The following is a 23,570-nucleotide window of genomic DNA, read 5'->3' as shown; positions in this document are numbered from 1 at the left end:
CTTCAGCAAGATGGTCCACAACGGCATCGAGTACGGCATGATGCAGGCCTTCGCCGAGGGCTTCGCCATCCTGCGCCACAAGGAAGAATTCGACCTCGACCTGGAGCAGGTCGCGCAGATCTGGCGGCACGGCAGCGTGGTGCGCTCCTGGCTGCTCGACCTCACCGCCAAGGCCCTGGCCGAACACCCCGGCATGCGCGACATCGCCCCTTACGTCGCGGATTCCGGCGAGGGCCGCTGGACGGTGGACGAAGCCATCGCCCTCGGCGTGCCGGCGCCGGTCATCACCCATTCGCTGATCGCCCGGCTGCGCTCGCGCGACGCCGAATCCTTCGCCGACCGCCTGCTGGCCGCCATGCGCAACCAGTTCGGCGGCCACGAAATGAAGAAGCAGTAGGGCGCCGCCAGTCGCTTTCGCCGAACCGCCGCGCACCGTCGCCAGTCCCAGCCTGTACAGCCCGCCGCCACCGCCCCACCGGGGCGGGCGCGGGCGCCAGCCGGGAGAACGCGCATGGTTACCCACTACAAGGTCAAGGGGCATCTCGCCTGCGGCCACCACGGCAAGCACCTGGTCTCCACCACCGAACTGAATCGGGTGAAATGCCGCAGCTGCCGCAACACCGACGTCTACAAGGAGGCCCGCCGCGACGCCCGCAACGCCGCGCGCCGGGCCGCCCGCCGCGAGCGCGCCCAACGCGAAAGCGCCCTCGACTGGCGCGGCGCCTGGGAACACCGGCTGGCCACGCTGCCCGGCCAGCAGCGCCTGCCGCGCGGCTTCGGCGAACAAGGCTACGTCTGAGGGCGTGGCGGGGCCGGCGCCACGGCGGGGCGCCGGCCACAGACCGGGGCGTGACGCTCCACATGGCAGGCATTGTGCTTTATCGTGCGCCATCCCTGACGGATCGAGCGTCGTTCCAGCATGAAACTGCATCAACTGCAGGCCCTGCTCGCCATCAGTGAAAGCGGCAGCCTCCAGGAGGCCGCGCGCCTGCTGCAGGTCAGCCAGCCGTCGCTGTCGAAAGTGGTCAAGGACCTCGAAGAAGAGCTGGGCGCGCCGCTGCTGGTGCGTTCCAATCGCGGCGTGACGGTCACCGACTACGGCCAGCGCCTGGTGCGCTCGGCGCGCCGGGTGACCGAAGAGGTGCGCCGCGCCCGCGAGGAAATCGACATCCTCAAGGGCGACATGCAGGGCCGCGTGGCCATCGGCGTGTCGCCGGTCACACCCAACCGCCCATTCGCCCAGGGCATCACCCGCTACCGCGAAAGCCACCCGAACGTGCAGCTGCAGATCTTCGAACTGCGCTCGGTGCAGCTTTTCGACGGCCTGAAGGAAGGCCAGCTCGACCTGGTGCTGACCACCCAGCCGCGCGGCGAGGAAGCCGACGACCACCTGTGGCGCGAGCTGGCGCCGCAGCCCACCACCCTGGCCGTGCGCAAGGGCCACCCGCTGAGCGAAACGACCTCGCTGCATGAGCTGCTGGAGCAGGAATGGCTGCTCTCCGACCCTCTGGAGGTGGCCCTCGCCGGGCAACTCTTCCGCGAGCAGGGCGTGTCGCCGCCACGCCGCGTCACCGAGTGCGCCTCGGCGGTGCTGTACATGGAGCTGGCGGCCAGCACCGACGCCGTGAGCTACTGGTCCGAGCGCATGTTCGAACTGCCGATAGTGGCCGCCAGCCTCACGCCGCTGAAAATCGCCGAACCGATGCCGACGTCGAGCATCTCCCTGGTCTCGCGCCCACGCGAACTCATGTCCCTGGAAGCCGCGACCCTGGCCGAAGAACTGGCCCGCGCCTTCGACGCCTGAACCGCCAACGAAAAAGGCCGGCGTCCCTCGCGGGGCTGCCGGCCTTTTCAGTTGCTGAGGACGAAAAGCTGTCAGGCGCCGCGCTTGCTGGCCTCGATCCGCTCTTGCGCCAGCTCGTACAGCTGCCGCGCCTCGCCAATCAACGGCGCCAGCGCCGAGGCCACCCGCGCGGTCTCGTGCACCAGCACGCTGCGCGTCTCGTGCAGCTCCAGAATCCGCAGCAGGTCGTCCAGCGCGGTCTGGCGGCGCAGAGCGAGCTCGTAGAGGTGCTCGGCGGGGGCGGCGAGGTCCACGAACAGCACATCGTTGTAGGGCTGGGCGTCCAGTGGGACCAGTTGGCGATCAGTCATGGCGCACCTCCAGGCTGGAGGGAGTGGGGCGGGGGAACGACAAGGAACGTACTGCGAACAGTGGGGTAAATCGCATATCCGTTACTCCTGGTTCGGAGAAAGGAACCGCGCACCCGGGATTGGGTGGCGGACCGTGCGGGGTCGCAGTACCGGTGCAGTGCGGCAAAACCCGGCCAGGCCGAAGCCTGCCCCGCACGGCCCGCCATGGCTGCACTTTGCAGCAGGCGAGAAAAAAGCGCCTGTGCAAGGTGCAGTGGCGCTTCGTGCACCACACTACAAAGCCGGACTGCGATCCGGACCACGGGATGTGCCCGTGGCAGGACGGAATCTAGCGGCGCGTTTTGTAGGCTCACAAGGGAGAATGCGGGTGGGAAATTTCGGGTTTGATGAAAGGGGATTTGGGCCGGGAGCAGCCCTTCGCCTAAGACTGCTTTCGACCCATAGCTGCCCTTCGCAGAGGGAAGCTACCGGCCAGAAATACACCAATGCAGTTCTCAAAAGGGCAGACCTAAGCCTACCAACGCGCTACGGTTTGGCAATTCTTAGCTCGCAGCTACGGGAGGTCAGCCTTCGGCTTTTGCCAACGAAATTGCTTCGCGAATGTCGCTTTCCTTGAAGCCAATCTTGTCGACCCACTTGCGGAAAAGGCCTGGGGCCTTGGCAACGAGATTGTTAGCCTTGGGTATCACCACCATCTCAGCGCGGCGCTCCATTCCCTGAACGATGGCCTGCACGACCTCCTCCTTCGAGACCATCCTCCAGATGCCCCCTTTGTTGCCGCCCCAAACCTTCATCCCTGCCGGATTGGAGAAGACGTTATCCATCATGGGGGTGTGGAAGAAGGTCGGGTGGTAGCTACCTACAGCTACGCTCTGATGGCGCAGCTCGATGCGGATGCTGTCGCACATCGCCCAAACAGCGGCTTTGCTCGCGGTATAGGGCGACTGCAAGGGGGAGTGAACAAACGCAGCCATGGAAGAAGTAGCAGCCAAGTAACCCTTATGAATACGCACATAAGGCAGTGCTGCACGGAAGGTTCGCCAAACACCATTCGCGTTGATGTCCATGACGCGGTCGAAGACCTTGGGGTCGAGTTTTTCCATAGGTGACATGGACTCCACGCCGGCATTCGCAAAGGCAACATCGATCCGTCCGAAGTGCTCTGCTGCCTCAGCCATGGCCAGCTCGATGCTTTCCATATCGCGGACATCCACTCGCCATCCTTTCGCTACACCTGGCCCGCCTAACTGCTCGGCCTGAGCGCGCGCCGCGTCCTCACTCACATCCATCAGTGCTAAACGAGCGCCTTTCCTGACCAGCTCGATTGCCACAGCGCTGCCAAGGCCGCCGGTAGACCCTGTGATAGCCACTACGCGTCCAGTCAAATCGTACTTTGCCATTTCTTGTCCTCAGGCCACTCGGCCTTGATCATTGCTTTGAAGGGCGGGTGCTGAACGCTAGACAGGCACGTTGTGGCGTAGAAATTCGAGCTGCTGGCGATTCACTCGCTCGAAGGCTTCGCCACCGTAAATTTCGAAATGGCCTTCTGAGCAGAGAACCACCTCAGCTTTTTTGGCTTGCCTGGCATAGCGCAGCGTCGGCCCAGAGGGGGCCACGCTATCGCTCTCGCACACGTGAACCAGCAAAGGGCAGTTGATCTCAGCGGCGCTGCGTCCTGGGTAATAGCTGGTGATATCCAGGGCAATTCGTGCAGCGGCTTTGTTGCTATATGCCTTGCCCTCCGGCACGAGAGCGAGGTAGCCAGGCAGAGCATCAGGAGCCGTCATCAAAGCTGCTGCGTTAGCAGGCCCAGCAACATCTACCAGCAACGGAGCCGCGCCGAAGATCGAGCCAATGCGATCAACGACGCCCAAGAGCGTCAGCTTCAAAGCCGTTCTTGTGCTTTGGGCCATTGCAGAAGCGAATCCAGAGGTAAACGGGCATTGGCTCATCACTGCAGCTACACAGCCGTCCTGTGCGCCAACGCGCATGACATGGCCGCCACTGAATGACGTACCCCAAAGAATTACTCGCTTGGCATCCAACTCAGTTCTGGAACGTGCGTAGGAAATAGCAGAGCGCCAGTCCTCCAGTTGCCTGGAGATGCTGAGCAGATTTCTAGGGTTGCCGTCGCTGTCGCCGAAGTGGCGGTAGTCGAAAACAAGGCAGGCATAGCCAGCATTTCTGAATCGCTCAGCGACCATGTCCAGCCGCATATGGCGAATGGCCCCCAAACCGTGAGCCATGACGATGACGGGTAGCGGCTTCTCCCCTGCGGATGGCAGGTACAGCCAAGCTGAGCAACGTGAATTTCCCGAAGCGAAGGAAACATCCAAGCGTGAAGTCATGGGCAGCGAACCTCTTTCGTTTTTTTGATGCTATTCCAATTTTGGAAGTACATCAAATTTTGTTCGGGTATACTGCCGTCCCATGAACATCTCCACTCCAACCCGCACCCAGCGCAAAGCCGAGGCCACTCGCCTTGCGATCATCCATACCGCCGAAGCATTGATTCTGGAGGAAGGGCTTTCTGCCCTGACGCTGGAGGCAGTTGCTGAGCGTGCCGATATCGCCGTGCAGACGATCTACAACCGGGTCGGTGGACGATCTGCCTTGCTCCTAGCCGTGACGGAAAAGGCCATGGAGGAGAACCGGGTATACATGGAAAGGGCCTACGCGGCGGCAGGTACTCCGTTGGAGCGGATTCGGGTTGCTGCTATGGGATACATCCGGTTTGCCAAGGAGCGCCCCAACGAGTTCCGTCTCATGGCCTCTCCTCCCGATACACCGGAGGCTCAGACCCGTATTAGCTCGATGGTGAAGAAACATAACGCTCGACTTGAGGCTGCGCTGCGCGATGGCATAGCCGACGGTTCAATCGATCCAGCCATCGACCCATACCTTGTATCTACCGCGATGTGGGCTGCCATGAATGGCATGCTTAGCCTGGCCTGGCGAGCAGATAGTGCGGCCGTCACGTCGGATGTAATGGATCAGCTTCTAGCTCAATCCATGGAATTGACGTTCAAAGGGTTGACCGCTCATTTGCGGTGAGCCCCGCGATCAAGCGTCCGCTATTGGCCGATTGCTGCCCCTGACGAGACGCAGCTACCGACCCAAAGCGGACTGTGTTGCCGCCATGCATTCCTGAGCATTTCCGATGCGTTCAGTGGAACGCCTACTCGTATATCTTGCCGCAATACAGAAAAGCGGCGAACTGCTGCCAGGGATTGGATGGTGCAATCCCTTGGCTCAAGCCAAAGCCGCTATCTTCAGCCCAGGAGATGGCGCCATCCAGAAAGGCTTCGATTGTGCTGTTTTCCCAGCCATCGTTATTGGCTTTGGTCGCCGCGAGTGCCCGAGCAAAGCTCAGGAAAGTCGCTGAATCTTTGACCTCGTCCAGATGTTCATGAAGTTCCAAAGCGCTCTCCGTAATTAACCCAAGACCGCGCATTGGCGGGTTGGACAGTGTCTCCTAACGAGCGAGCAATGTCCGCTTCTGGCCATTCTTTGCCCATCGAGACCGGCAGAACGCGTACCGAAGCTGCCCCTGGCTGGGCGTGAAAAGGGGACGGCGTGAAAAGGGGACAGATTTATTTTCTCTACTCTAAACAGCTGCTCATGGCCCAGACCGTGTAAAAACGCAGCGGGTGGCGGATAGCTGGTCATTGGATTGCTTTAGCGGTGCTCAGAGGCCCTGCGGACTTGTGGCGTGCCGCTCAGAGTCATTCAACTGACTCGGGCAACTGCGGCTTCCGCAATGCTGTGCGACGTGTTTGGCAGAGCTTTTGTCATTGCCTGACGCAGGCGAATGGCTGCTTTGCTTTGTGTTTGCGGTTGCTAGCGCCTCAATGGCCCGACAGTCCGAACTGGGTCGTACCTCGATGCTCGGGCTATGGGCCAGCTCGGTGATCGACTTAACAATGGCTGCCGGCTCCTTGTAGCTATCCAGGCTGCTGGCGAAGGGCTGGTCGAAAGGGACGGTGGAGTGAGCGTCCCTGGCACCACTCAGGCCAGCAGGTCCTCGTAGAAGGCGCCGTAGGGCTTGGTCGGGTGGGCGATCTGGATTTCCAGGATCCACAGGCCGCCGTTGGGGTGCTCGGCGTAGTCGCCCAGGTCGCCGGCGCGGTAGATGGCGTGGGGGAAGTCGCTGACGCGGTGGCCCTTGATGTCCAGGTTGAGCTTCCAGCCCATGGCCTGCGCCTGCTGGTGGGCGAAGTCGTAGAGTTCGACGCCGCTGCAGCCGGTGTCGCGCCAGCGCGCTTCCACCCGCTCGAAGAGGGTCTTCGCCGCTGCCGCGCAGGCGGCCATCTCGGGGTCGTCGCCGACCACGAAGGTGGCCCCGGCGTCGCCCTCGTGGCCGCGCCAGACCACGCCCATGTCGATGAAGTAGATGTCGTTCGCGCCCAGCACCGGGTCGCCTTCGGAGCGCTGCTTGAAGGTCTTCAGGGTGTTGCCGCCGAAGCGGATCAGCAGCGGGTGCCAGATGCGTTCCATGTCCAGCTCGGCCAGCACCTGCTTGCCGATGGCGGTGGCTTCCTGCTCGCGCATGCCGGGGCGGATCGCGGCGGCGATGGCGTCCACCGCTTCCCAGGTGCGGGCCTGGGCGTACTGCATCGAATCCAGCGCGTAGTTCGCGCCGACGGCTTCCTTGGCGTATGCATCGGTAGTCATGGGGTTCTCGCATCGAAGGGCGGGTTCAGGGTCGGTGTGTAGGGTTCTACATAACGGCTGCGTCGCGCAACCCGTGCGCAGGCCTCGCGCCAGTGCTTGTCGCGAACGGGCAAGCCATGTCGGGCCGAGTTCGGGGGAGCGCGCCCGCATCCTTGGCTAAGCTGGTTTGGCGATGCGCGAAAGGTCGCGCGCCAACGGGCAGCGGGAGGTAGGTATGGGGTCGGTGATTCACAAGGTGAAGGAAGAGCTCGTCAAGGCCCTGCCGCCGACCTTGTTCTTCTTCGTGATCCTGCACATCGTGGCGGCGATACGCGCGCTGATGCTCAAGGGTTCGGGCGTTCCGCTGCCGGTCACCGCGTCGGTGCTGATCGCCTCGCTGGTACTCGGCAAGTCGGTGCTGGTGGCGGACATGCTGCCCTTCATCAACCGCTTCCCGGACAAGCCGCTGATCTGGAACGTCGCCTGGAAGACCCTCATGTACAACCTGGTCGCCTTGTTCGTGCACTACCTGGAGCGGCTGTACGAGTACTGGAAAGAGGCGCCCAACCTCGCCGAAGCGAACGCCATGGTGTGGACGTCGCTGAACTGGCCACGCTTCCTGGCGGTGCAGATCCTGCTGCTGACCCTGATCTTCATGTACTGCGTCATCTCGGAGCTGGCGCGGGTGATCGGGCCTGAGCGCCTGAAGCGGATGTTCTTCGGCCCGCTGCCGCCCAGGGCTGGCTGAGGGCCGCGCTCAGGCGTTCGCGCTCGCCGTGCGCCGCAGGATTACGTGAGTGGCCTTCTCCGACGCCACGGAGTCGACGCATGCGTAGCCCAGCGCGCGCAGGTCCAGCCCGGCGAACAGCGACTCGCCCTGGCCGAGCAGCACCGGCGAGATGGCGAGGTGCAGCTCGTCGATGAGGCCCTCGCGCAGGTACTGGCGGATCGTCTGCGGCCCGCCGCCGATGCGCACGTCCTGGCCGGCGGCGGCCTCGCGTGCGCGGTCGAGCGCTTCGTGAATGCCGCCGGTGACGAAGTGGAAGGTCGTGCCGCCTTCCATCTCCAGGGTGGCGCGGGCGTGGTGGGTGAGGACGAAGACCGGCACCTGGTAGGGCGGGTTGTCGCCCCACCAGCCTTTCCAGTGGTCATCCGGCCAGGCGCCGCGAACGGGCCCGAACATGTTGCGCCCGAGAATCCAGGCGCCGACGTTGCGGAAGCCACGGGCGGCGAAATCGTCGTCGATCCCGGTGCTGCCCTCGTCATTGCCGAACAGCGCCCGCTGGAAGGTGCGGGTCGGGAACAGCCACTGGTGCAGTTCCGTACCGCCAACGCCCAGCGGGTTTTCGAGGCTCTGGCTCGGGCCCGCCGCGTAGCCGTCGAGCGAGAGGGTGAAGCCTTCGACGCGAATCCGGGTCATTGCCTGCCTCCATGTGCCGTGGCCCGGGAGAGTCGTGCGTGCTCCCCGGCCACCTCGCTACCAGGCTAAATCTAGCGGACGTCGCCCCTATCGACCATCAGCGGCGCTGCATCGTCGCCGAGGGAGCAACAGGTCGGCCGCCTCGACATGCTGCGTCATTCATCGCGTCTATTCGGCCAGCGCGAGGCTGACGGTCATTCTTTTCGGGTCTAGCTTATCTAGACCAGTCTATATAGAAAGGAGTCGACACCCATGAGCAGCACATCCCAGGGTCCGCGTCAGCAGCTGGAACAGATCATCGCCGTCACCCCGTTCGCCCGCTTGATGGGCGCCACCGTGCAGGCGTTCGGCGACGGCATCGCCGAGCTGGAGATCGAGGTCAAACCCGAGCTGATGCACCAGCACCACGGCTTCGTCCACGGCGCCATCGTCGGCTTCATGGCGGACAGCGCCTGCGCCTGGGCGGCGGCTTCGCTGGCGGGCGACGTGGTCACCGCGGAGTACAAGCTGAACCTGCTGGCGCCAGCCAGGGGCGAGCGTTTGCGCGCGCAGGGGCGGGTGCTCAAGGCCGGCGGCCGCACGCTGGTGGTGCAGGCCGATGTGTTCGCCATCGAGCAGGGCCGGGAGAAGCATGTGGCCGTGGCGCTGGCGAGCATCGCCAAAGTGGGTGCGGCATGAGCGCGCCGGACGGCTTCAGGCCGCTGCAGCGCAGCAGCCCGCTGCTCGATCTGCTGGGGCCGTTCTATGGCCGCCACGACCTGCAGGGTCGGCTGGTGGTGGCGGTGCGGATCGAGGACAAGCACTGCAATCATGGTGGGACGGCCCACGGCGGCCTGCTCAGCACCCTGGCGGACGTGGGCCTCGGCTATGCCATGGCGTTCTCCCGCGAGCCGCCGCAGCCGATGGTGACGGTGGGGCTGCGCCTGGACTTCTGCGGTAGCGCGCGCCTCGGCGACTGGCTCGAAGTGCACACCGAGATCGACAAGATCGGCCAGCGCATGGCCTTCGCCTCCGCGCGCATACGCAGTGGCGAGCGCCTGGTGGCCAGCGCGAGCGGTGTGTTCCATCTTCCCTGAGGCTCGGGCATCCTTGTCCGCCGCAGTCGTCAATGGAGAGCCACGCTTGCCGAAGAAGTCCAACGCCGCCGAACGCATCGTGCGCGCCACGGCCGCGCTGCTGTCCAGCCGTGGCTACGCCGGCACCGGGCTGAGCGACATCATCGTTCAGGCCAATGCGCCGAAGGGCTCGCTGTACCACTACTTCCCCGGCGGCAAGCCGGAGATAGCGGGTGCGGCGATCGCCTTCGTCGGGCATGAGGTCGGCGTCTTTCTCGACCAGGCCGGTGGCCAGGCGCCCCATGCGCGCAACGCGCTGCGGCGCATCACGGCGACCTTGCGTGGCTGGCTGGAGCGTTCGCAGTTCAACGAGGCCTGCCCGGTGTTCGCCACCACCCTGAGCATCGATGCCGAGCTGGCGCCGGTGCACGCGACCTGCCGCCAGGCCTTGCAGGCCTGGCACGCGAGCATCGAAGGCGCGCTGCTGGCCGATGGGCTGGAAAAGCGACCCGCCGCGTCCCGCGCCTGGCTGATTCTCGCGGCGCTGGAAGGCGCCGTCGGCATCGCCCGCGCCGAGCGCTCGTTCGACGCGCTGGACGCCGTGGAGCACGAGCTCGGGGCGCTGCTGCCGGCGTAGGCGCGCGCTCCGCCTTCAGAACCGCGCGAAGCGTTGCCGGTAGGCGGCCGGGGTCAGCTCGGTCAGCTCCTTGAACATCCGCCGCAGGTTGGAGTCGCTGCTGAAGCCCAGCTCGTCGCTGATGGACTTGATCGGCGCTGAAGTGAGGGTCAGGCGCTCGCTCACCTGGCTCAGTTTGATCCGCCGCGCGTAGGCGGCCACGGCCGTTCCGGTCTCGGCGCGGACCTTGCGCGCGAGGGTGCGCTCGGACAGGCCCAGCGCCTCGGCAAGCCTCTGCACGGTGACCTGCTCGGCCGGCAGCTTCTGCACCAGGCCGTGCAGCCGGCGCAGCAGCTCGCTGGGCTGCTCGATCAGGCTGAGGGCCTGGAAGGCGTCGTGCGCCTGGGTGGGGCGCGGAAGCACCATCAGGCGGATCAGGTCGTGGAATACCGTCGGGCTCACCCGCCGTTCGATCAGCGCCTGGGCGATCGGCAGGTAGCCGTTGACGCCGCTGGCCGTGGCGTTGCGCGGGTTGAACACGCAGTGCTTCTCGGTGTGCCAGCGCACCCCGGGAAAACGCTTGCGCAGGGCGTCGGCCAGCCACCAGGTGACGGTCGCGTCTTCGCCGGCCAGGCGTCCCGCGGCGGCGGCCAGGCTGACGCCGGTGCAGTAGCTCCACACGCTGCAACGCTTGCCGAGCCGCGCCAGGGCGCCCAGCAGCGGGGCGTTGGCAGCCAGCGCCGCCTCCACCTGCTGGGCGGACTCGCCCCAGAAACCGGGGATCAGCACGGCATCCGGCGCCAGCTCGGCGAGCCCGTGGCTGGCCGTCAGCTGCGTGCCGTGGGCGCACTCGACCGCGCCAGCGCGTACGCCGACGAAATGGGTGTCGAACAGCGCCTGGCCGGTGCGCCGGTTGGCGGCGTGGAGCATGTCGGCGAAGGCCAGGAGGCCGGCCGGCATGCAGCCGGGAAACAGGACGAGGCCGATCCGCAGTGGGCTGGGCATGGCAGGAAATGAATCGATAATGTCTGGGCCTGCCATTATGGACGGCCCTGCCGCGCGGCACCATGCAGCCATCACAGAGCAGGGATTCATGATGAAGATTCAGCAGATCCGCAACGCCACCCTCATCGTCGAACTGGGCCCGCACCGCATCCTGGTCGACCCCATGCTGGCGGGCAAAGGCACGCTGCCCTCGCTACGGCTGTTTTCCGCGCGGCAGCGCAATCCGATCGTGGAACTGCCGGCGTCCGCCGGACAGGCGCTGGAGACGGTCACCCATTGCCTGATCACGCACTGCCAGAAAGGCCACTTCGACCACCTGGACGGCGCCGCCATCCGCTGGCTGCGGGCGCGCCAGGTTCCGCTCATCTGCACCCCGCACGACGCCCCTTACCTGGCGGCGCGCCAGCTCAACGTGCAGCCGCTGGCGCACGGGCACGAGGCGCCGGTCGCGTTCCTCGAAGGCCAGGTGCGCACGGTGCGCTGTACCCATGGCCGAGGGCTGGTCGGGCGCCTGATGGAGCATGGCGTCGGCTACCTGATCGAGTACCCCGGCGAGCCCAGCCTGTACCTGGCGGGCGACACCGTGCTGACCCCGACCATCCGCGACTTCGTGCGCCGGCATCGGCCGCAGGTGAGCGTCGTGCCGGCGGGTGGCGCGAGCTTCGACGTGGGCGACGACATCATCATGGGCCTGGACGAGGTGCTGGAGTTCATGGCCCTCGGCGAGGGCCGCGTGGTGGCGAACCACCTGGAGGCCATCAATCACTGCCCGGTGACCCGCCACGAACTGCGCCAGGCGGCACTCGCGGCGGGGCTGGCGGATCGGCTGCTGGTGCCCGCCGACGGGGGCGTGCTGGCGTTCTAGAGCCTGGCCTGTTGCGCGAATGCCAGGGGGGAACGTTGCTGCGGCTAGCCGAGCGGCTCGGCCAGCCCGACGATGATGCCCTCGGGCCCGCGAATATAGGCGAGCCGGTAGGCGTTTTCGTAGTTCATCCGGCCGATGAGTTCGGCGCCATGGGCCTGCATCTGCGCGACCATGGCGTCGATGTCGTCGACGGCGAACAGGACGCGGCGCAGGCCCAGGGCGTTCACCGGCGTGTCCACCGGGCCGAACCGAATCGCGTCGGGGGTGTGGAACTTGTCGAGCTCGATGCCCTGGCCGTCGGGCGTGCGCAGCATCGCCAGGGTGGCGCTCACGTCGCCAACACCTATCAGGGCGCCGACGGCAGGGCCGGCAACCGTGGTTTCGCCTTCCAGCGTCAGGCCCAGTTCGATGAAGAAGGCCTTCACCGCTTCGAGGTCGTCGACGACGATCAGGACGTTGTCCATGCGTTTGATGGCCATGGTCGCGGGCTCCTCTGGCAGCGACGGCGAGCGGGGCGGGTGGTCGCCCCGAGGAACAGCCTAGCCGACACCCACCTCGACGGCGGCTCAGAGGAACGGGCGGGACGCCAGTTCGAGGCCGAGCACCACGAGGAACGACAGGAAGCACTGGCGGAAGCGCCTGGGGCTGATCCGCTCGCGGAGGGCTTGGCCCAGCCACATGCCGAGCAGGGCAGGGGCGATGGCCAGTGCCGAAAGGCCGAGCTGCGCGGGCTGGAACGCCTCTTGCGCGAACAGCCCGGCCGCCAGGGCCAGCGTCGAGGTGGTGAAGGACAGGCCGAGCGCCTGAACCAGTTCGTCGCGCTCCATGCCCAACGAGCCGAGGTAGGGAACCGCCGGCATGACGAAGACACCGGTGGCGCCGGTCACCACGCCGGTGATCAGGCCGATCACCGGCGACAGCCAGCGCTCGGCGCGCCTGTCGACCGAAACGGCCGGCGCGCAGAGGGCATAGAGCGCGTAGACGATCAGCGCCATGCCCAGCGCGAAGCCCGACCAGACCGGGCTGATCCGAACCAGCAACGTCGCCCCGCCCAGCGTCCCGAGGACGATGCACAGCATCATCGGCCCCAGCCGGCGCAGCAGCTGCGCCAGCGAGGGGCCGGAGAACAGCTGCCAGACATTGGTCACGAACGACGGGACGATCAGCAGCGCGACTGCGGCAGCGGGGGGCATCAGCGTGCCGAGCAGGCCCATGGCCACGGTCGGCAGGCCCATGCCGGTAACGCCTTTCACCACGCCGGCGGCCAGGAAGGTGCCGATCAGCAGCGGGAGGAACAGCGGGACGTCATGCATGGGGGGCTCGCGGCGCAGGGGAACGAAGCCCGATTGAAGCGCCCGGCGATGCCCGGCACAATGCGGAAAGTCCAGCGAAGCCTTCGGCTGATCCGAAGGCAGGAAGGAGGCCTCCGGTGCGCTTCGATCTAGCTGATCTCCAGCTCTTCCTCTGCATAGTCGACGCCGGCAGCATCACCGCGGGGGCCGCCCGCGCGAACCTCGCCCTGGCCTCGGCCAGCGAGCGCCTGCGCAGCATCGAAAGCGCCGCCGGCGTGGCCTTGCTGGAGCGGCGCCCACGGGGAATCGCCACCACCGAGGCGGGGGAGGCGCTGGCCCATCACGCGCGCCTGATACTGCGCCAGCGGGAGCGACTCACCGGCGAGCTCCGCGACTTCGCCCTGGGCGCGCGGGGAACCCTGCACCTCTATGCGAATACGGCCGCGCTCACGGAGTTCCTGCCGCGCCGGCTGGCCACCTGGCTGGCCGAGCGTCCGCGCCTGCGTGTCGAGCTCAAGGAGCGCACCAGCGTCGAGATCGTCCGCGCGGTGGCCGCCGGGCTCGCCGAAGCCGGCGTGGTGTCCGACGCCGTTGGCGCGGAGGGCCTGCGCTTGCAGGCGGTGGCGAAGGATCATCTGGTCCTGGTCACGGCGGGGCAACAGGCCTTCGCACGCCACGACCGGGTCGCCTTCGCCGAGGTCCTGGACCTGCCGTTCGTGGGGCTCGCCCAGGGCAGCGCCCTGCAGGACCACATCGACGACCACGCCCGGGCGGCGGGCCGGCCACTCGACATGCGGGTTCGCATGAATACCTTCGACGGCCTGTGCGAAATGGTCGCCCATGGCGTCGGCGTCGGCATACTGCCCGAGGGCGTCGCCAGGCGTTGCAAGCGCCGCCATGCGCTGCGGACCTTGAAGCTGACCGATACCTGGGCGCAACGCCGGCTGTGCCTGTGCTTCCGCGAGTGGGACGCGCTGAGCGCGCCGATGCGCAGCCTGCTCGCGCACCTGGGCGGCGGACCCGAAATGGCCTGAGGCCGGTCGCCAGCGGCGGGCGCCGGCAGGCGTCGGCGCTATTCGCTACGGAGCGCTTGCGGGTTGGCGATGTTCTGCGGCTTCCCGTCGAAGAACGCCCCCACATTGTCGAAAGCGTCGCCGAAGTACAGCTCGTAGCCGTTCTTTTCCACGTACCCCAGGTGCGGGGTGCAGAGCGCGCGCGGGTGCTTGAGCAGGGGATTGTCCGGGGCGAGCAGGGGTTCCTGTTCGTAGACGTCCACGGCGGCGTAGCCCGGTCGCCCCGCGTCCAGTGCCTGGAGCAGCGCCCCCGGGGCGATCAGCTCGGCGCGGCTGACGTTCACCAGCAAGGCGCTGCTTTTCATCCGCGCGAGGTCGTCGAAGGTGACCGCGTGGCGGGTGCGCTCGGACAGGCGCAGGTTGAGGCTGAGGATATCCGCTTCGGCGAAGAAGGCTTCGCGGGAGGCGGCCGCCCGATGGCCGTCGGCGGTCGCGGCGGCCAGGCTGCCTTCGCTGCCCCAGACCAGCACCGGCATGTCGAAGGCCTGCGCATAGCGCGCCAGGCGCTGGCCGATCTTGCCGTAGCCCCAGATGCCCAGCGTCTGTCCGGCCAGCGCTTGGCCCAGGTTGACCTGCCAGTGCCCGGCCTTGAACGCCTCGATGGCCGGCACCAGCTCTCGCCGTGCGTTGAGGATCAGCGCCCAGGCCAGTTCGGCGGGCGCCACCGGCGAGCCGCGACCTTCGCTGACGGCGATGCCGCGCGCGGTGCAGGCGTCGAGGTCGAGGTGGCCGGAAACCTTGCCGGTCTGGCTGATCAGCTTGAGCTTCGGCAGCCGGTCGAGCAGCGCGGCATCGATGCGCGTGCGTTCGCGGGTGAGCACCAGGGCGTCGGCCTCGGCGAAGCGCGCCACCAGCTTATCCGGCGACGCCGGGCCCAGGTCATGCAGGACACTGACCTCGTGCCCGGCCAGGCGGGCGAAGCAATCGAGCGAGCGGATCGCGTGTTGGTAGTCATCGGGAATGACGATGCGCATGGTGGTTCGATCCCGTGGTCAGTTGAGCGATCGCAGGACGATATCCGATTTTTCGGGGTGTGGGTGAGGGAGGGCTTTCGGCCAGAAGCGGACGTTTAGATTAGGGAAATTTGTCTCTCCCCTTTCCACGGAGCACTATTCTGACGACGATTGATTATGCAGCGCAATTATTATACAAGCCTTTAATTACTTAGAAATATGGAGTCCGCGTTGGATACGCAAAACTCGATCGGGAAGATGGTCATAAATAACCACACGAAGCCATCCCAGTATTTGATAAGAGTCAACAACAAAGCTCCGACGATTGGCAGCAAAGACAGCACCTTCAGCAAGCGAAAGGTTTTGGTCAGCGTTTGGCCCTGCTTTTCGACTTGGCCTATAGTAATGCTGAGCAAGCCCTGAAGTTTTGGGGGATAGGTTTTAATCTTTGTCTTGAAGTCATCGAAGATGACATTGAAGCTATGGAGCAGGCGTTCCACTTGAAGCATTTGGTTTTGCAGGATCGTAAGAAGAACCACCGAGACCACTGCGAGCCCAAGAACAAGAATAAAAGCTTCAAATCGCGAGGTGGTTCTCTCCAGCGCTACTAGGCCCGCCAACGATATTGGCAGGGCGAGCATCTTGCCGGCGATATCTCCAAGCACCCCGCTAAGTTTAGTACCATAGTCGATTTCAGCCTGAGCTACCTCGCGTCTAACCCGCTCAAACGAGAAACTGTATACGTAGGTCTGGAGATTCGCACGATACGTAGAGAGAACCTCCCGCCACTCCCGCACGATAACTAAAAACAGACTCGGTTCGTTCTCAAACCTCTCGATTACGCTCGCCACTGCCATCCTCAGCATCAATTTACGTTCGGAGAGGTGCGCTTTGTTTTCGTTTTTTCGATTTAGTATTTCTTCCAAGAGGCTTAGGTGATTGAGTTCGTAGTCAAGAACCTTGATGTCAACCTGAGTGGGCAGCAGAAAGGTTCTCGGGGGCTTGGCCCCATCAGGCGGCAAAGCAAAAAACAGGTTATAACTATCCGGACTGCTGTCTTTATCGACGCCGATTGCCAATAAGGCAAGCAGTTCAATCAGCCGACAGACTCGTTTAAGAGACTTTATTTCCGGTGGTTCGACGTCATCACAGTCCGCCCAGCCGAGCTCAACAATGTAAACATTGCTCGGAAATCGACCCTTGCCCAATGAGCCATTGCGAGCCACAAACTCGCCCAAGGTGTTGTAGAACCGGCCTGACTCATTCGATGGCAAGCGAAACTCAATATCGAGAATGCCTGACTCTTCAGAGCGATGCTCGAACTTACCGTAGGCTGCCGGCAGGTCATCGCACATTTGCAATGCGCCGGTAATTTCGGGCGTTGGCAGTGCCTCATAGCGGATAACGCCTTCCTCAATAGTGGGCGATCCTAGGGCACGGTAGAGATCTACCACATGGGAGAACATTCTTAGCCAGCCCTTGCCAGAAGCTCTTTCTCGATCACGCCGATCAGTTCATCTGTCAGATTGGACAAGATCAGCTTCTTTCGTCCCTCGTCGTAGTACACATCTGCTGCCGGATCCCTCCCCAACGCTCCACGCTCGAACTGCAACGACCAGTTAGCCGTATCACCCTTGATGCGGGTTTTTTCCTTCAGCGATTTTGCATTGACTGTGAAGTCGTCCGGTACCCGATGTTTCTCGTTATTGAGATAGTCTTTCAGTCCAGCGATCTCATCCACTAGATCAGCGGGTACGTGCTTGACAGCGACGTGACAGATGGCATCCAGGCGCGCTGATTTACCCGCAACCAACTGTTCCTCCAGATACTTAATCACCGCCTCTTTGGCCTTGTAACCAAATCCTTTCAACTGTTTGTTGTCGCGGAAGAACCTGGTAACGTAATCAATGGCATTTTTGGTAGCGCGCCCGGAAGCAACACCTTTCGCACAACCTAACGCAGAAATGAAATAGTCGGAGGCCTGACTGTCACGACCACGGCTGATGAAGCACAGGTAGGTCGAATCTACTTCCTCTGCTGCGTTATCCTCGTTTCCCTCAGGCGCTGCAGCATTGATATCCACGAAGCTCTGCAAGTTGATTCGGGCTGCCTGCTGAACCTTGCTGAGATCAACCTCTTGGATTGCCTTGGGCACATAATTCTCGTCCAACTGGATACCACCGCGCTCTTTCATACTGGCGACCAAGAAAAAATCGGTTGCGCCAGAGGTGTACTGCGCACACAGGATATGTCCGCCGGTCGACAAAACCTGCTTTCCGGCTTGCTCCACCAGTTGATCCATAGCCAGATGAGTCAAGGCGATGAATTGTGCTTCATCATTTTGATACTCTACAAAAGCTGTGAAATTCGCAGGAAACGGGCCTTGCCGGCCGTCATTTGCAAACTGGCCATAAACCACACTGTTGCCTTCCTTGCCAATGAGGCCGTGGATGCCATTGACCAGAAATTGCAGCGCGGGGTTCTCAGTGTCGAGGGCAACATCCTTCTTCACTACTTCAGAAACAAATTCGGTATGGGCCAGCTTCTTGAAGCTATGAATGATGGCGGTTCTCAGTGTGATCATTGGTCGAATTCCGTTCCGATAGCATCAATACGACATCACTGAAAATAGCACTCTTTGCCACAAACTCAGGCCTTTGTCCCGACACATGGCAGCACCTGAGAACTTGCTGAATCACCCCGGTTTTCCTAGACACGCTCCAAACGCTGGCCTTCAGATCTGTTCTGTCGAGGGGACCACGCTGTTCCATCCGCTCTTCACTTGGATCAGGTTTTGAGGCTCCCGCCAACCGACTAGTACTCCACCGCGCGGCACGGCTGGAGTGTGGGCGCAGGTGGATCGGACATCTCCCGCGGCCAAGGGGCTGCCAGGATCCTGTGGATTCCATCCATTGTGGGACCAATCCTTAACACTATGTGCACTGACACCATTGACCGTGGGGTGCTGCACATTGGTACGGCCGTGCTTGTTTTTCTGTCCAAAGGAATAAATCAAGCGCCGATATGGAAAAGTGAGATCGGGGATTGGCACAGGAGTGTTGGGGCTGAGGCTGGCTCCGTGATGAGGGGCTACCAGTCCTAAGGGGGCGGCTGGTACAAGAACTGGCATGAAGTACCCATAGTCGCAATCGCCAGTGAGTATCCAGCTCCGCTTAACTCCCTGATCGTTATTCTCGATGGTCATGACCAAGCCAGAGTCGTTGCGGCTACGGCCAGTGCCGCGCATAAACCGGATACACCGACCATCCTGCAACGGAGCTACTCCAACAGAGCCTCCGGCCTGATCGTAGATCAAGAATTGTCCACCTGCTCTGCGAACTTGGTGGGCAAAGGCAACATGGCTGGGGCCAACCGTTTGTAATGGGGCAATCCATTGCAGTTGTAGAGCGGGATAAGCGTTGTTTGCGTTAGCTACAAAAGCGCCAGACCAATGATCCGAATCCCAGTGCGACAGCACTACCGGTGGGTTGCCATAGAACCCGAACTGTAAATTCGCAGGTGTGGTGTCTTTATTTCGGTAAACTCCCACACCTAGATCGAAGTAAAGCATTGGTGAGCCAGCATCCGGATCGTTGGAGTCCTCCTGAAGCAGGGCACAGGCATTGCCTTGGCCAACATCGAACACCACAAGCCAATCAGCCTGAGCGCTCGCCAAGAGAGCCTCAAGGTCGAGATGACTGATTGTTGGCAGATGCCTGAGGGAAAAGGTGGTTGACAAGCTTCTGGCAGTGGGGCCATGCAGCAAATTCCCCTGCACGGTTACCGCGATGGACTCTTCGAACATCCACTGATAGAGACTGCCGGTCATGTCTGGATCGTTGTTGATTGCTGCCTGGGCAAGGCTGAACTCGATCCAGGGTTGCTCCATATCCGCCAAGGCATCGCTGAGGCCTGCCCCAATATATGCGGGGGGAAGCTGTGGCAAGCCGAACCAGGGCTCGTCGGTCAGAAGGGTAATCTCAAGCCGATATATCGGCATGTCATCGAACGGGTTACGATTGTGGATTTGGTGTGTGGTCTCCTGAATGAAGCGACGCCAAGCACGTTGCTGTACTTTTTGGTCATTCAGGGAGAACATTTCGTTCTCCATGCTCTGATCCTCTATCCACTGCGCATCGACCAAGTCGAAGGCGACCAAGGCGCGAGTGCCATCATCGCTAAACTCGGCATGGTCAAAGCGACCGAATGCGCGCTGGGGAATATGATTGGGCGCTTGATTCCTCGGCAAGAAATGGCAATTCATGATGCGCTCCTAAGACTTCATGTCCGCTGGCCATACAAGAATCCACTGAGCTAGTGTAGACAAATTTGCCACACGTCCGACCTATAGTTGGTCGAAAGCTGCTGGCGCGATAGGGGCGGAGCTAACGACCCATTGCAGACCTTCAGAGCAAAGTTTCCCTCGACAGCTAAGGTACGTACGCGCACTAAAAACTTAGAGAATTCCCAAGCTAATAAGGGGAAAAATGGACGTTGATTCTGAAACTGAAGAAAAGAAGAACCCCACATGGAACATCGGATTGACGAGGCAACTGGTCACTGCGGTATTTGGGGCTGCGCAGTGGAAGAAGGCGCACCCTAGCGTAAGGTCAATGACGGACAGACCTGAGTTCTGCCGCTATCACTACCATGCAGCCTTAGACATGATGAGTGAATACATCGAGTCCAAGCTGAAGGATACAGGCTTGTGGGGTGTCTACGAGGACTACGACGAGTTTAGTTACCTGATGCTGAAGATCAGGGCGAATATCACTGCCTTCGTCCAGAGCCTGCATGCCGTGGCGGATACCTGTTCCCACATGCTCTATTACTCCCTTGCGCTGGACAAGCTCCCCAGCTCCCTCAAGGAGCGAGACATCTATGCCAAGAAAGTCCTCAAGCTCCTAGAGCAGCAACGCGATACCGGGCATTCCGAGTACGACAAGCTCTGTAGATTGTTCCGCGAGATCACAGCTGGCGATGACTACAACTACCTTAATGCCCTGACTAACACGTCAAAGCATCGCAGCATCGTCCGCTCAGAACTGAACGAGGATGCCACCGGCAGGCGGGAAGATAAGTGGATTCTGTACTTGGAGTCGTTCTGGTACGCAGGAGAGTTGTTTGAAAAAACCAACGCTCGCGAGTTCATGCGAAAAGAGCATGATCGTATTCAGCATTTGACCGTAAACATTGGTGTGGAGCTGAACGATGTCTTGAAGAGGCTCCAACCTTTGAAGCCCCACAACCCAGGTCATTGAAGAAAGTCGGTAAAGAGTCTACGCCGCAGCAGCCGTACGGCCACCATCAATGTATGACCGCAGCCAGTCCGAAGCCCTCACTGACGAAAAAATACTAATCGGCTGCTTTTGGCCGATTACAGGCATCTGTGAAGGGTGGCTATGGGGCGGAAGCCAACTCTCACCAGGGGCAGCAAGCGACCCAGAAGGGACGTTATCCTGCCGAAGAAGCAGAGGCATGCCGCGTTTAAAGTCAGCAGTTGGTGGAGTTGAATTGTCTGGCTAGGCTTTCGCCTTGGCCAGGTCAGTGCACGGTCAAAGCAGGATCTAGTCGATGATGCATTCACTCAGTACCGACAGGCCCTGGCCGTACGTCGCAACGACTAGGAAAAACCTGTTTGGAAGCTCACCTCGAGCGCTCCGAGATCAGGAAGTCGGTCGAACCAATAAAACAGAAGTGAAAAGCGATATGACCGAAATTACACGACCCGAGGCAGCAGCCGAGGGCTTCCAAGCCGCTTGGAACGCTCATGATATGACGGCGCTTGGTGCGCTCTTTCACGAGGACGCGACGTTCGTAAATCGTTTCGGACACCTGGTGCGCGGCATTGATGAGATCATCGCGCTTCACGCTCCGATTCACCAGACGATTTACCGCGACTCGACCCTGGCAAACGAGGTGATCGATGTGATCGCTATTGGTGACGGGGTCGCCGTTTTGCATTTCTGGAGCCGCCTAACGGTTGGCAGCGCGCACCCCGCAGGTCCGCATTCCGTGGACACCTTGATTCAGGCGGTGCTGACCCGCCATGAAGGATTGTGGCTCATCAAGGCCCTGGAAAACGTCACCTTGACGAACCCGCGCACCGGCGAGCCCATCCTGCGAAAATGAGCAGCTCCCGACACTCGAAGCCGCCGGCGTTTCCGTCAATTGGATGTCGGCCTCTGGCCGATTGCTGCCCTCGGCAAAAGGCCGCCATCGGCCGGCAGGTGCCGTAGGCCTTCGCCGCTCTGAACCCCGGATCGGGCAGAGCTCCGATCACCCGTTGCAGCTCAGATTCTCAAGGTGCCGCATCGCATGGCGCGCATCATCGAGCACCGAGTCGAAAATGGCTTCCACGTTTTGCACGGCGTTGGCAAATACGATCGATGGGCCGTAATCGAGCATGCCTTGGCGGCTATCCCCTGTCTTGTAGGCTTGGGTGGTTAGCGCGCCCATGACGTGAGGGCGATAGCTTTCGAAATCGCTTGCTCCTGCCGCGTCCAATGCTGCGACAGCTTTGGCGCTGTCGTTGTCCAGGACCCTGTGGTGCTGGCGCAGGCCGGTCTTCACAACGATGCTTTCTGTGCCGTCGCTCTGAACCAGCCGTTCCTTGTACTGGCGGTGAATCCACAGTTCCTCGGATACCAGCATCCGCGATCCCATCAGGATGGCATCGGCCCCCATCATCAGTGTCGCCGCCAGTTGGCTCCCCGCGCCAATCCCGCCACCGATAACGACCGGGATGGAGACCTCTTTCGGTGCATGGGCGGCTTGAACCATGCTGCTGATGCCGTAGGTTCCTGGATGGCCGCCGCAGTCGTTGCCAACGACGATCACCGCGTCCACGCCAAGACGCGCAGCCGATCGCGCGTAGCGAACCGCGGGAACCTTGTGCAGAACCTTGATACCCGCTTCTTGCAGCGCCGGCAGAACATGCTCCGGGCTTCCACCCGATGTCTCGACACAGAGCACGTCTTCTTCAGCAAGAATCCTCATCTGCTGCCGCAAGCGCTCAGCGACCTTGGCCTGGCCTGACAGGTAGAGGTTCACCCCGAACCCTTTTCCCGAGGTGAGGCTGCGACAGCGGCGAAGCTGTTCGCGAAACTCATCCAGATCGGGGAAGCCGGCTGCAACCACAAATCCCATCCCGCCTGCGTTGACCACTGCAGCGACATAGTCTGCGTCCGACACGCTGGGGCCCATGCCGCCACAAAGAATGGGATGTCGGATACCGAGCATCTCGGTAATGCGGGTTCTGAACAACTGGTTACGCATGGACACTCCGGTTCAGCGAAGAGCGTGGAAAAGAACGCCGTGGTGTTCCCAATACGCTGGGCGTGCTTTGACGTCGGGAATATGCTTATAACTGAACACTTGTTCAGCCGCAAAGGCTGCAACGCACATCCAGTGAGGGCGTTCGCCAGCCCCATCACGCCTGCTGGAGGAGGACCCTGGGCTTCGCGCCCGGAATCAGCGCCAGTGCCACAGCACCGAGAGACCGCAAGCCCGCCGCCCCAACCGACGCGGCGCGCGAGGGACGGGGCGCGGGTGCTCATGCCTGGGAGCGGCTGCATGCGCGCTCCACCCATCGATAGCCCTGTGGCCGCGAAGCGGGGCGGCTAAGCTTATTGGACCGTCTTCCGACCGGGCATCGGCGATGACAGACTCCGTGCGCAAACCACCCTTACCTCAGATCAATTGCCATGCCTGCTCGCTGAGTCGCCTGTGCCTGCCCGCCAGCCTGAGCGAGAGCGAAGTGGCGGAGCTCGACCGCATCGTCCGGCGCAACCGCCCCCTGCACAAGGGCGACCATCTGTTCCGCGCTGGCGAGGCCATGCGCCAGGTATTCGCGTTGCGCTCCGGTGCGCTGAAGACCTACCTGCTGGAAAGCAACGGCGAGCAACAGGTCACCGGTTTCGTGCTGCCCGGCGAACTCATCGGGCTGGATGCCATCGGTGCGGCGACCTTCCGTGGCTTCGCCCTGGCCCTGGAAACCTCCATGGTCTGCGCCATCGACCTGGAGCAACTGGAGGATCTCTCCGGGCGCATCCCCGGCCTGCGCCATCAGTTGCTGCACATCCTCAGCCAGGGAATCCATGGCGAGCACGAGCACATCCGCTGCAACCGCGAGCGGGCGGAACAGCGCCTGGCGCAGTTCCTGCTGGGCCTGTCGGTCCGCTACCAGCAGCGGGGCCTGCAGCAGGACCGGTTCTCGCTGCCGATGACCCGCGGCGACATCGGCAACTACCTCGACCTTACCCTGGAAACCATCAGTCGCCTGTTCGCGCGTTTCGTGCAGAACGGGCTGATCGAGTGCCAGGGCCGTGAAGTGCGCCTGCTGGATCGCGCGGCGCTGTGCCGCTTGAGCGGCGTCGAGGCCTAGCCTGCTGACAGGTCCGCCAGGCCGGGCGCGCGGACGCCGGTCGGCGGGCGGCCGCGGGCAGATGGCCGCGGTTTGATCGCGATCAAATCCGGGGGGCC

Annotated in this window: 26 protein-coding genes and 1 pseudogene; 13 read left to right on the top strand and 14 right to left on the bottom strand. The window is 62.5% G+C overall.

Annotated elements, in window-relative coordinates; all coding sequences use genetic code 11:
- The 3 genes and pseudogenes from P3W75_RS13830 to P3W75_RS13820 form a co-directional block, all read left to right on the top strand.
- Positions 1 to 397: pseudogene (locus P3W75_RS13830) on the top strand (phosphogluconate dehydrogenase (NAD(+)-dependent, decarboxylating)); the annotation flags it as partial.
- A gap of 114 nt (positions 398 to 511) precedes the next feature.
- Positions 512 to 799, top strand: a complete 288-nt coding sequence (locus P3W75_RS13825) for a hypothetical protein (protein WP_276227923.1) — start codon at positions 512 to 514, stop codon at positions 797 to 799.
- Positions 800 to 919: 120 nt separating this feature from the next.
- The gene (locus tag P3W75_RS13820; protein WP_276227922.1) at positions 920 to 1,804 is read left to right on the top strand and encodes a LysR substrate-binding domain-containing protein; all 885 of its coding nucleotides are present in this window, start codon (positions 920 to 922) and stop codon (positions 1,802 to 1,804) included.
- Positions 1,805 to 1,875: 71 nt separating this feature from the next.
- Here P3W75_RS13820 and P3W75_RS13815 read toward each other — a convergent pair whose 3' ends face one another.
- The 3 genes from P3W75_RS13815 to P3W75_RS13805 form a co-directional block, all read right to left on the bottom strand.
- Entirely contained in the window at positions 1,876 to 2,154 is a 279-nt protein-coding gene (locus P3W75_RS13815; RefSeq protein ID WP_276227921.1) for a hypothetical protein, read from the bottom strand.
- Between the two features lie 563 nt (positions 2,155 to 2,717).
- Positions 2,718 to 3,554 carry an SDR family NAD(P)-dependent oxidoreductase gene (locus P3W75_RS13810; protein ID WP_276227920.1) on the bottom strand — a complete coding sequence of 279 codons (837 nt, stop codon included), beginning with the start codon at positions 3,552 to 3,554 and terminating at the stop codon, positions 2,718 to 2,720.
- Positions 3,555 to 3,611: 57 nt separating this feature from the next.
- Positions 3,612 to 4,502, bottom strand: a complete 891-nt coding sequence (locus P3W75_RS13805; protein ID WP_276227919.1) for an alpha/beta hydrolase — start codon at positions 4,500 to 4,502, stop codon at positions 3,612 to 3,614.
- A gap of 82 nt (positions 4,503 to 4,584) precedes the next feature.
- Here P3W75_RS13805 and P3W75_RS13800 point away from each other — a divergent pair, with 82 nt between their 5' ends.
- Entirely contained in the window at positions 4,585 to 5,208 is a 624-nt protein-coding gene (locus P3W75_RS13800; RefSeq protein WP_166882973.1) for a TetR/AcrR family transcriptional regulator, read from the top strand.
- A 124-nt stretch (positions 5,209 to 5,332) separates the two neighbouring features.
- On the opposite strand, the gene P3W75_RS13795 is transcribed toward P3W75_RS13800, so the two are convergent.
- Both P3W75_RS13795 and P3W75_RS13790 read right to left on the bottom strand, forming a co-directional pair.
- Complete coding sequence (locus P3W75_RS13795; protein ID WP_276227918.1) at positions 5,333 to 5,575, bottom strand: DUF7660 family protein; 243 nt, start codon at positions 5,573 to 5,575, stop codon at positions 5,333 to 5,335.
- Positions 5,576 to 6,162: 587 nt separating this feature from the next.
- Positions 6,163 to 6,828 carry a M24 family metallopeptidase gene (locus P3W75_RS13790; RefSeq protein WP_276227917.1) on the bottom strand — a complete coding sequence of 222 codons (666 nt, stop codon included), beginning with the start codon at positions 6,826 to 6,828 and terminating at the stop codon, positions 6,163 to 6,165.
- Between the two features lie 214 nt (positions 6,829 to 7,042).
- On the opposite strand from P3W75_RS13790, the gene P3W75_RS13785 reads away from it, so the two are divergent.
- Entirely contained in the window at positions 7,043 to 7,555 is a 513-nt protein-coding gene (locus P3W75_RS13785; RefSeq protein WP_276227916.1) for a hypothetical protein, read from the top strand.
- A 9-nt stretch (positions 7,556 to 7,564) separates the two neighbouring features.
- Here P3W75_RS13785 and P3W75_RS13780 read toward each other — a convergent pair whose 3' ends face one another.
- Positions 7,565 to 8,227 carry a dihydrofolate reductase family protein gene (locus P3W75_RS13780; protein WP_276227915.1) on the bottom strand — a complete coding sequence of 221 codons (663 nt, stop codon included), beginning with the start codon at positions 8,225 to 8,227 and terminating at the stop codon, positions 7,565 to 7,567.
- 252 nt (positions 8,228 to 8,479) lie between these two features.
- Here P3W75_RS13780 and P3W75_RS13775 point away from each other — a divergent pair, with 252 nt between their 5' ends.
- From P3W75_RS13775 to P3W75_RS13765, 3 genes are read left to right on the top strand one after another with little or no spacing between them, the layout of a single operon-like run.
- Positions 8,480 to 8,905 carry a PaaI family thioesterase gene (locus P3W75_RS13775; RefSeq protein ID WP_276227914.1) on the top strand — a complete coding sequence of 142 codons (426 nt, stop codon included), beginning with the start codon at positions 8,480 to 8,482 and terminating at the stop codon, positions 8,903 to 8,905.
- Positions 8,902 to 9,303, top strand: a complete 402-nt coding sequence (locus tag P3W75_RS13770; RefSeq protein ID WP_276227913.1) for a PaaI family thioesterase — start codon at positions 8,902 to 8,904, stop codon at positions 9,301 to 9,303. Before P3W75_RS13775 ends, P3W75_RS13770 begins: the two co-directional genes overlap by 4 nt.
- 46 nt (positions 9,304 to 9,349) lie before the next feature.
- Entirely contained in the window at positions 9,350 to 9,919 is a 570-nt protein-coding gene (locus P3W75_RS13765; protein WP_276227912.1) for a TetR/AcrR family transcriptional regulator, read from the top strand.
- Positions 9,920 to 9,934: 15 nt separating this feature from the next.
- On the opposite strand, the gene P3W75_RS13760 is transcribed toward P3W75_RS13765, so the two are convergent.
- Complete coding sequence (locus tag P3W75_RS13760; protein ID WP_276227911.1) at positions 9,935 to 10,903, bottom strand: GlxA family transcriptional regulator; 969 nt, start codon at positions 10,901 to 10,903, stop codon at positions 9,935 to 9,937.
- A 91-nt stretch (positions 10,904 to 10,994) separates the two neighbouring features.
- Between P3W75_RS13760 and P3W75_RS13755 the strand changes: the two genes are divergently transcribed.
- Complete coding sequence (locus P3W75_RS13755) at positions 10,995 to 11,768, top strand: MBL fold metallo-hydrolase (protein WP_430765373.1); 774 nt, start codon at positions 10,995 to 10,997, stop codon at positions 11,766 to 11,768.
- Between the two features lie 44 nt (positions 11,769 to 11,812).
- Here the strand turns inward: P3W75_RS13755 and P3W75_RS13750 are convergent, their stop codons facing one another.
- Complete coding sequence (locus tag P3W75_RS13750; protein WP_276227909.1) at positions 11,813 to 12,247, bottom strand: VOC family protein; 435 nt, start codon at positions 12,245 to 12,247, stop codon at positions 11,813 to 11,815.
- 87 nt (positions 12,248 to 12,334) lie between these two features.
- The gene (locus P3W75_RS13745) at positions 12,335 to 13,081 is read right to left on the bottom strand and encodes a sulfite exporter TauE/SafE family protein (RefSeq protein WP_276227908.1); all 747 of its coding nucleotides are present in this window, start codon (positions 13,079 to 13,081) and stop codon (positions 12,335 to 12,337) included.
- Positions 13,082 to 13,197: 116 nt separating this feature from the next.
- Between P3W75_RS13745 and P3W75_RS13740 the strand changes: the two genes are divergently transcribed.
- Positions 13,198 to 14,094 carry a LysR family transcriptional regulator gene (locus P3W75_RS13740; RefSeq protein ID WP_276227907.1) on the top strand — a complete coding sequence of 299 codons (897 nt, stop codon included), beginning with the start codon at positions 13,198 to 13,200 and terminating at the stop codon, positions 14,092 to 14,094.
- Positions 14,095 to 14,132: 38 nt separating this feature from the next.
- Here P3W75_RS13740 and P3W75_RS13735 read toward each other — a convergent pair whose 3' ends face one another.
- The 4 genes from P3W75_RS13735 to P3W75_RS13720 form a co-directional block, all read right to left on the bottom strand.
- Complete coding sequence (locus P3W75_RS13735; RefSeq protein WP_276227906.1) at positions 14,133 to 15,107, bottom strand: D-2-hydroxyacid dehydrogenase family protein; 975 nt, start codon at positions 15,105 to 15,107, stop codon at positions 14,133 to 14,135.
- Between the two features lie 182 nt (positions 15,108 to 15,289).
- Positions 15,290 to 16,552, bottom strand: coding sequence for a hypothetical protein (locus P3W75_RS13730; RefSeq protein ID WP_276227905.1), 1,263 nt, complete (start codon positions 16,550 to 16,552; stop codon positions 15,290 to 15,292).
- Positions 16,553 to 16,554: 2 nt separating this feature from the next.
- Positions 16,555 to 17,670, bottom strand: coding sequence for a nucleoid-associated protein (locus P3W75_RS13725; protein WP_276227904.1), 1,116 nt, complete (start codon positions 17,668 to 17,670; stop codon positions 16,555 to 16,557).
- A gap of 150 nt (positions 17,671 to 17,820) precedes the next feature.
- Positions 17,821 to 19,350 carry a hypothetical protein gene (locus tag P3W75_RS13720; protein WP_276227903.1) on the bottom strand — a complete coding sequence of 510 codons (1,530 nt, stop codon included), beginning with the start codon at positions 19,348 to 19,350 and terminating at the stop codon, positions 17,821 to 17,823.
- Positions 19,351 to 19,573: 223 nt separating this feature from the next.
- On the opposite strand from P3W75_RS13720, the gene P3W75_RS13715 reads away from it, so the two are divergent.
- Positions 19,574 to 20,347 (top strand): hypothetical protein, encoded by a 774-nt coding sequence (locus P3W75_RS13715; RefSeq protein ID WP_276227902.1) that lies wholly within the window; start codon positions 19,574 to 19,576, stop codon positions 20,345 to 20,347.
- Positions 20,348 to 20,660: 313 nt separating this feature from the next.
- A complete protein-coding gene (locus tag P3W75_RS13710; protein WP_276227901.1) occupies positions 20,661 to 21,218 on the top strand; it encodes a YybH family protein in 558 nt (185 codons plus the stop codon).
- Positions 21,219 to 21,365: 147 nt separating this feature from the next.
- On the opposite strand, the gene P3W75_RS13705 is transcribed toward P3W75_RS13710, so the two are convergent.
- A complete protein-coding gene (locus P3W75_RS13705; RefSeq protein WP_276227900.1) occupies positions 21,366 to 22,364 on the bottom strand; it encodes an NAD(P)H-dependent flavin oxidoreductase in 999 nt (332 codons plus the stop codon).
- A 382-nt stretch (positions 22,365 to 22,746) separates the two neighbouring features.
- Here P3W75_RS13705 and fnr point away from each other — a divergent pair, with 382 nt between their 5' ends.
- Positions 22,747 to 23,472: a fumarate/nitrate reduction transcriptional regulator Fnr gene (gene fnr / locus P3W75_RS13700; protein WP_276227899.1), complete on the top strand. Its 726-nt coding sequence runs from the start codon at positions 22,747 to 22,749 to the stop codon at positions 23,470 to 23,472.
- Positions 23,473 to 23,570 lie beyond the last annotated feature (98 nt).

It is taken from the genome of Pseudomonas citronellolis (assembly GCF_029335315.1).
Classification (GTDB): Bacteria; Pseudomonadota; Gammaproteobacteria; order Pseudomonadales; family Pseudomonadaceae; genus Pseudomonas; species Pseudomonas citronellolis_A.
The sequence above is the reverse complement of the archived record's forward strand: the minus strand, read 5'-3'. Positions and strand labels throughout refer to the sequence as shown.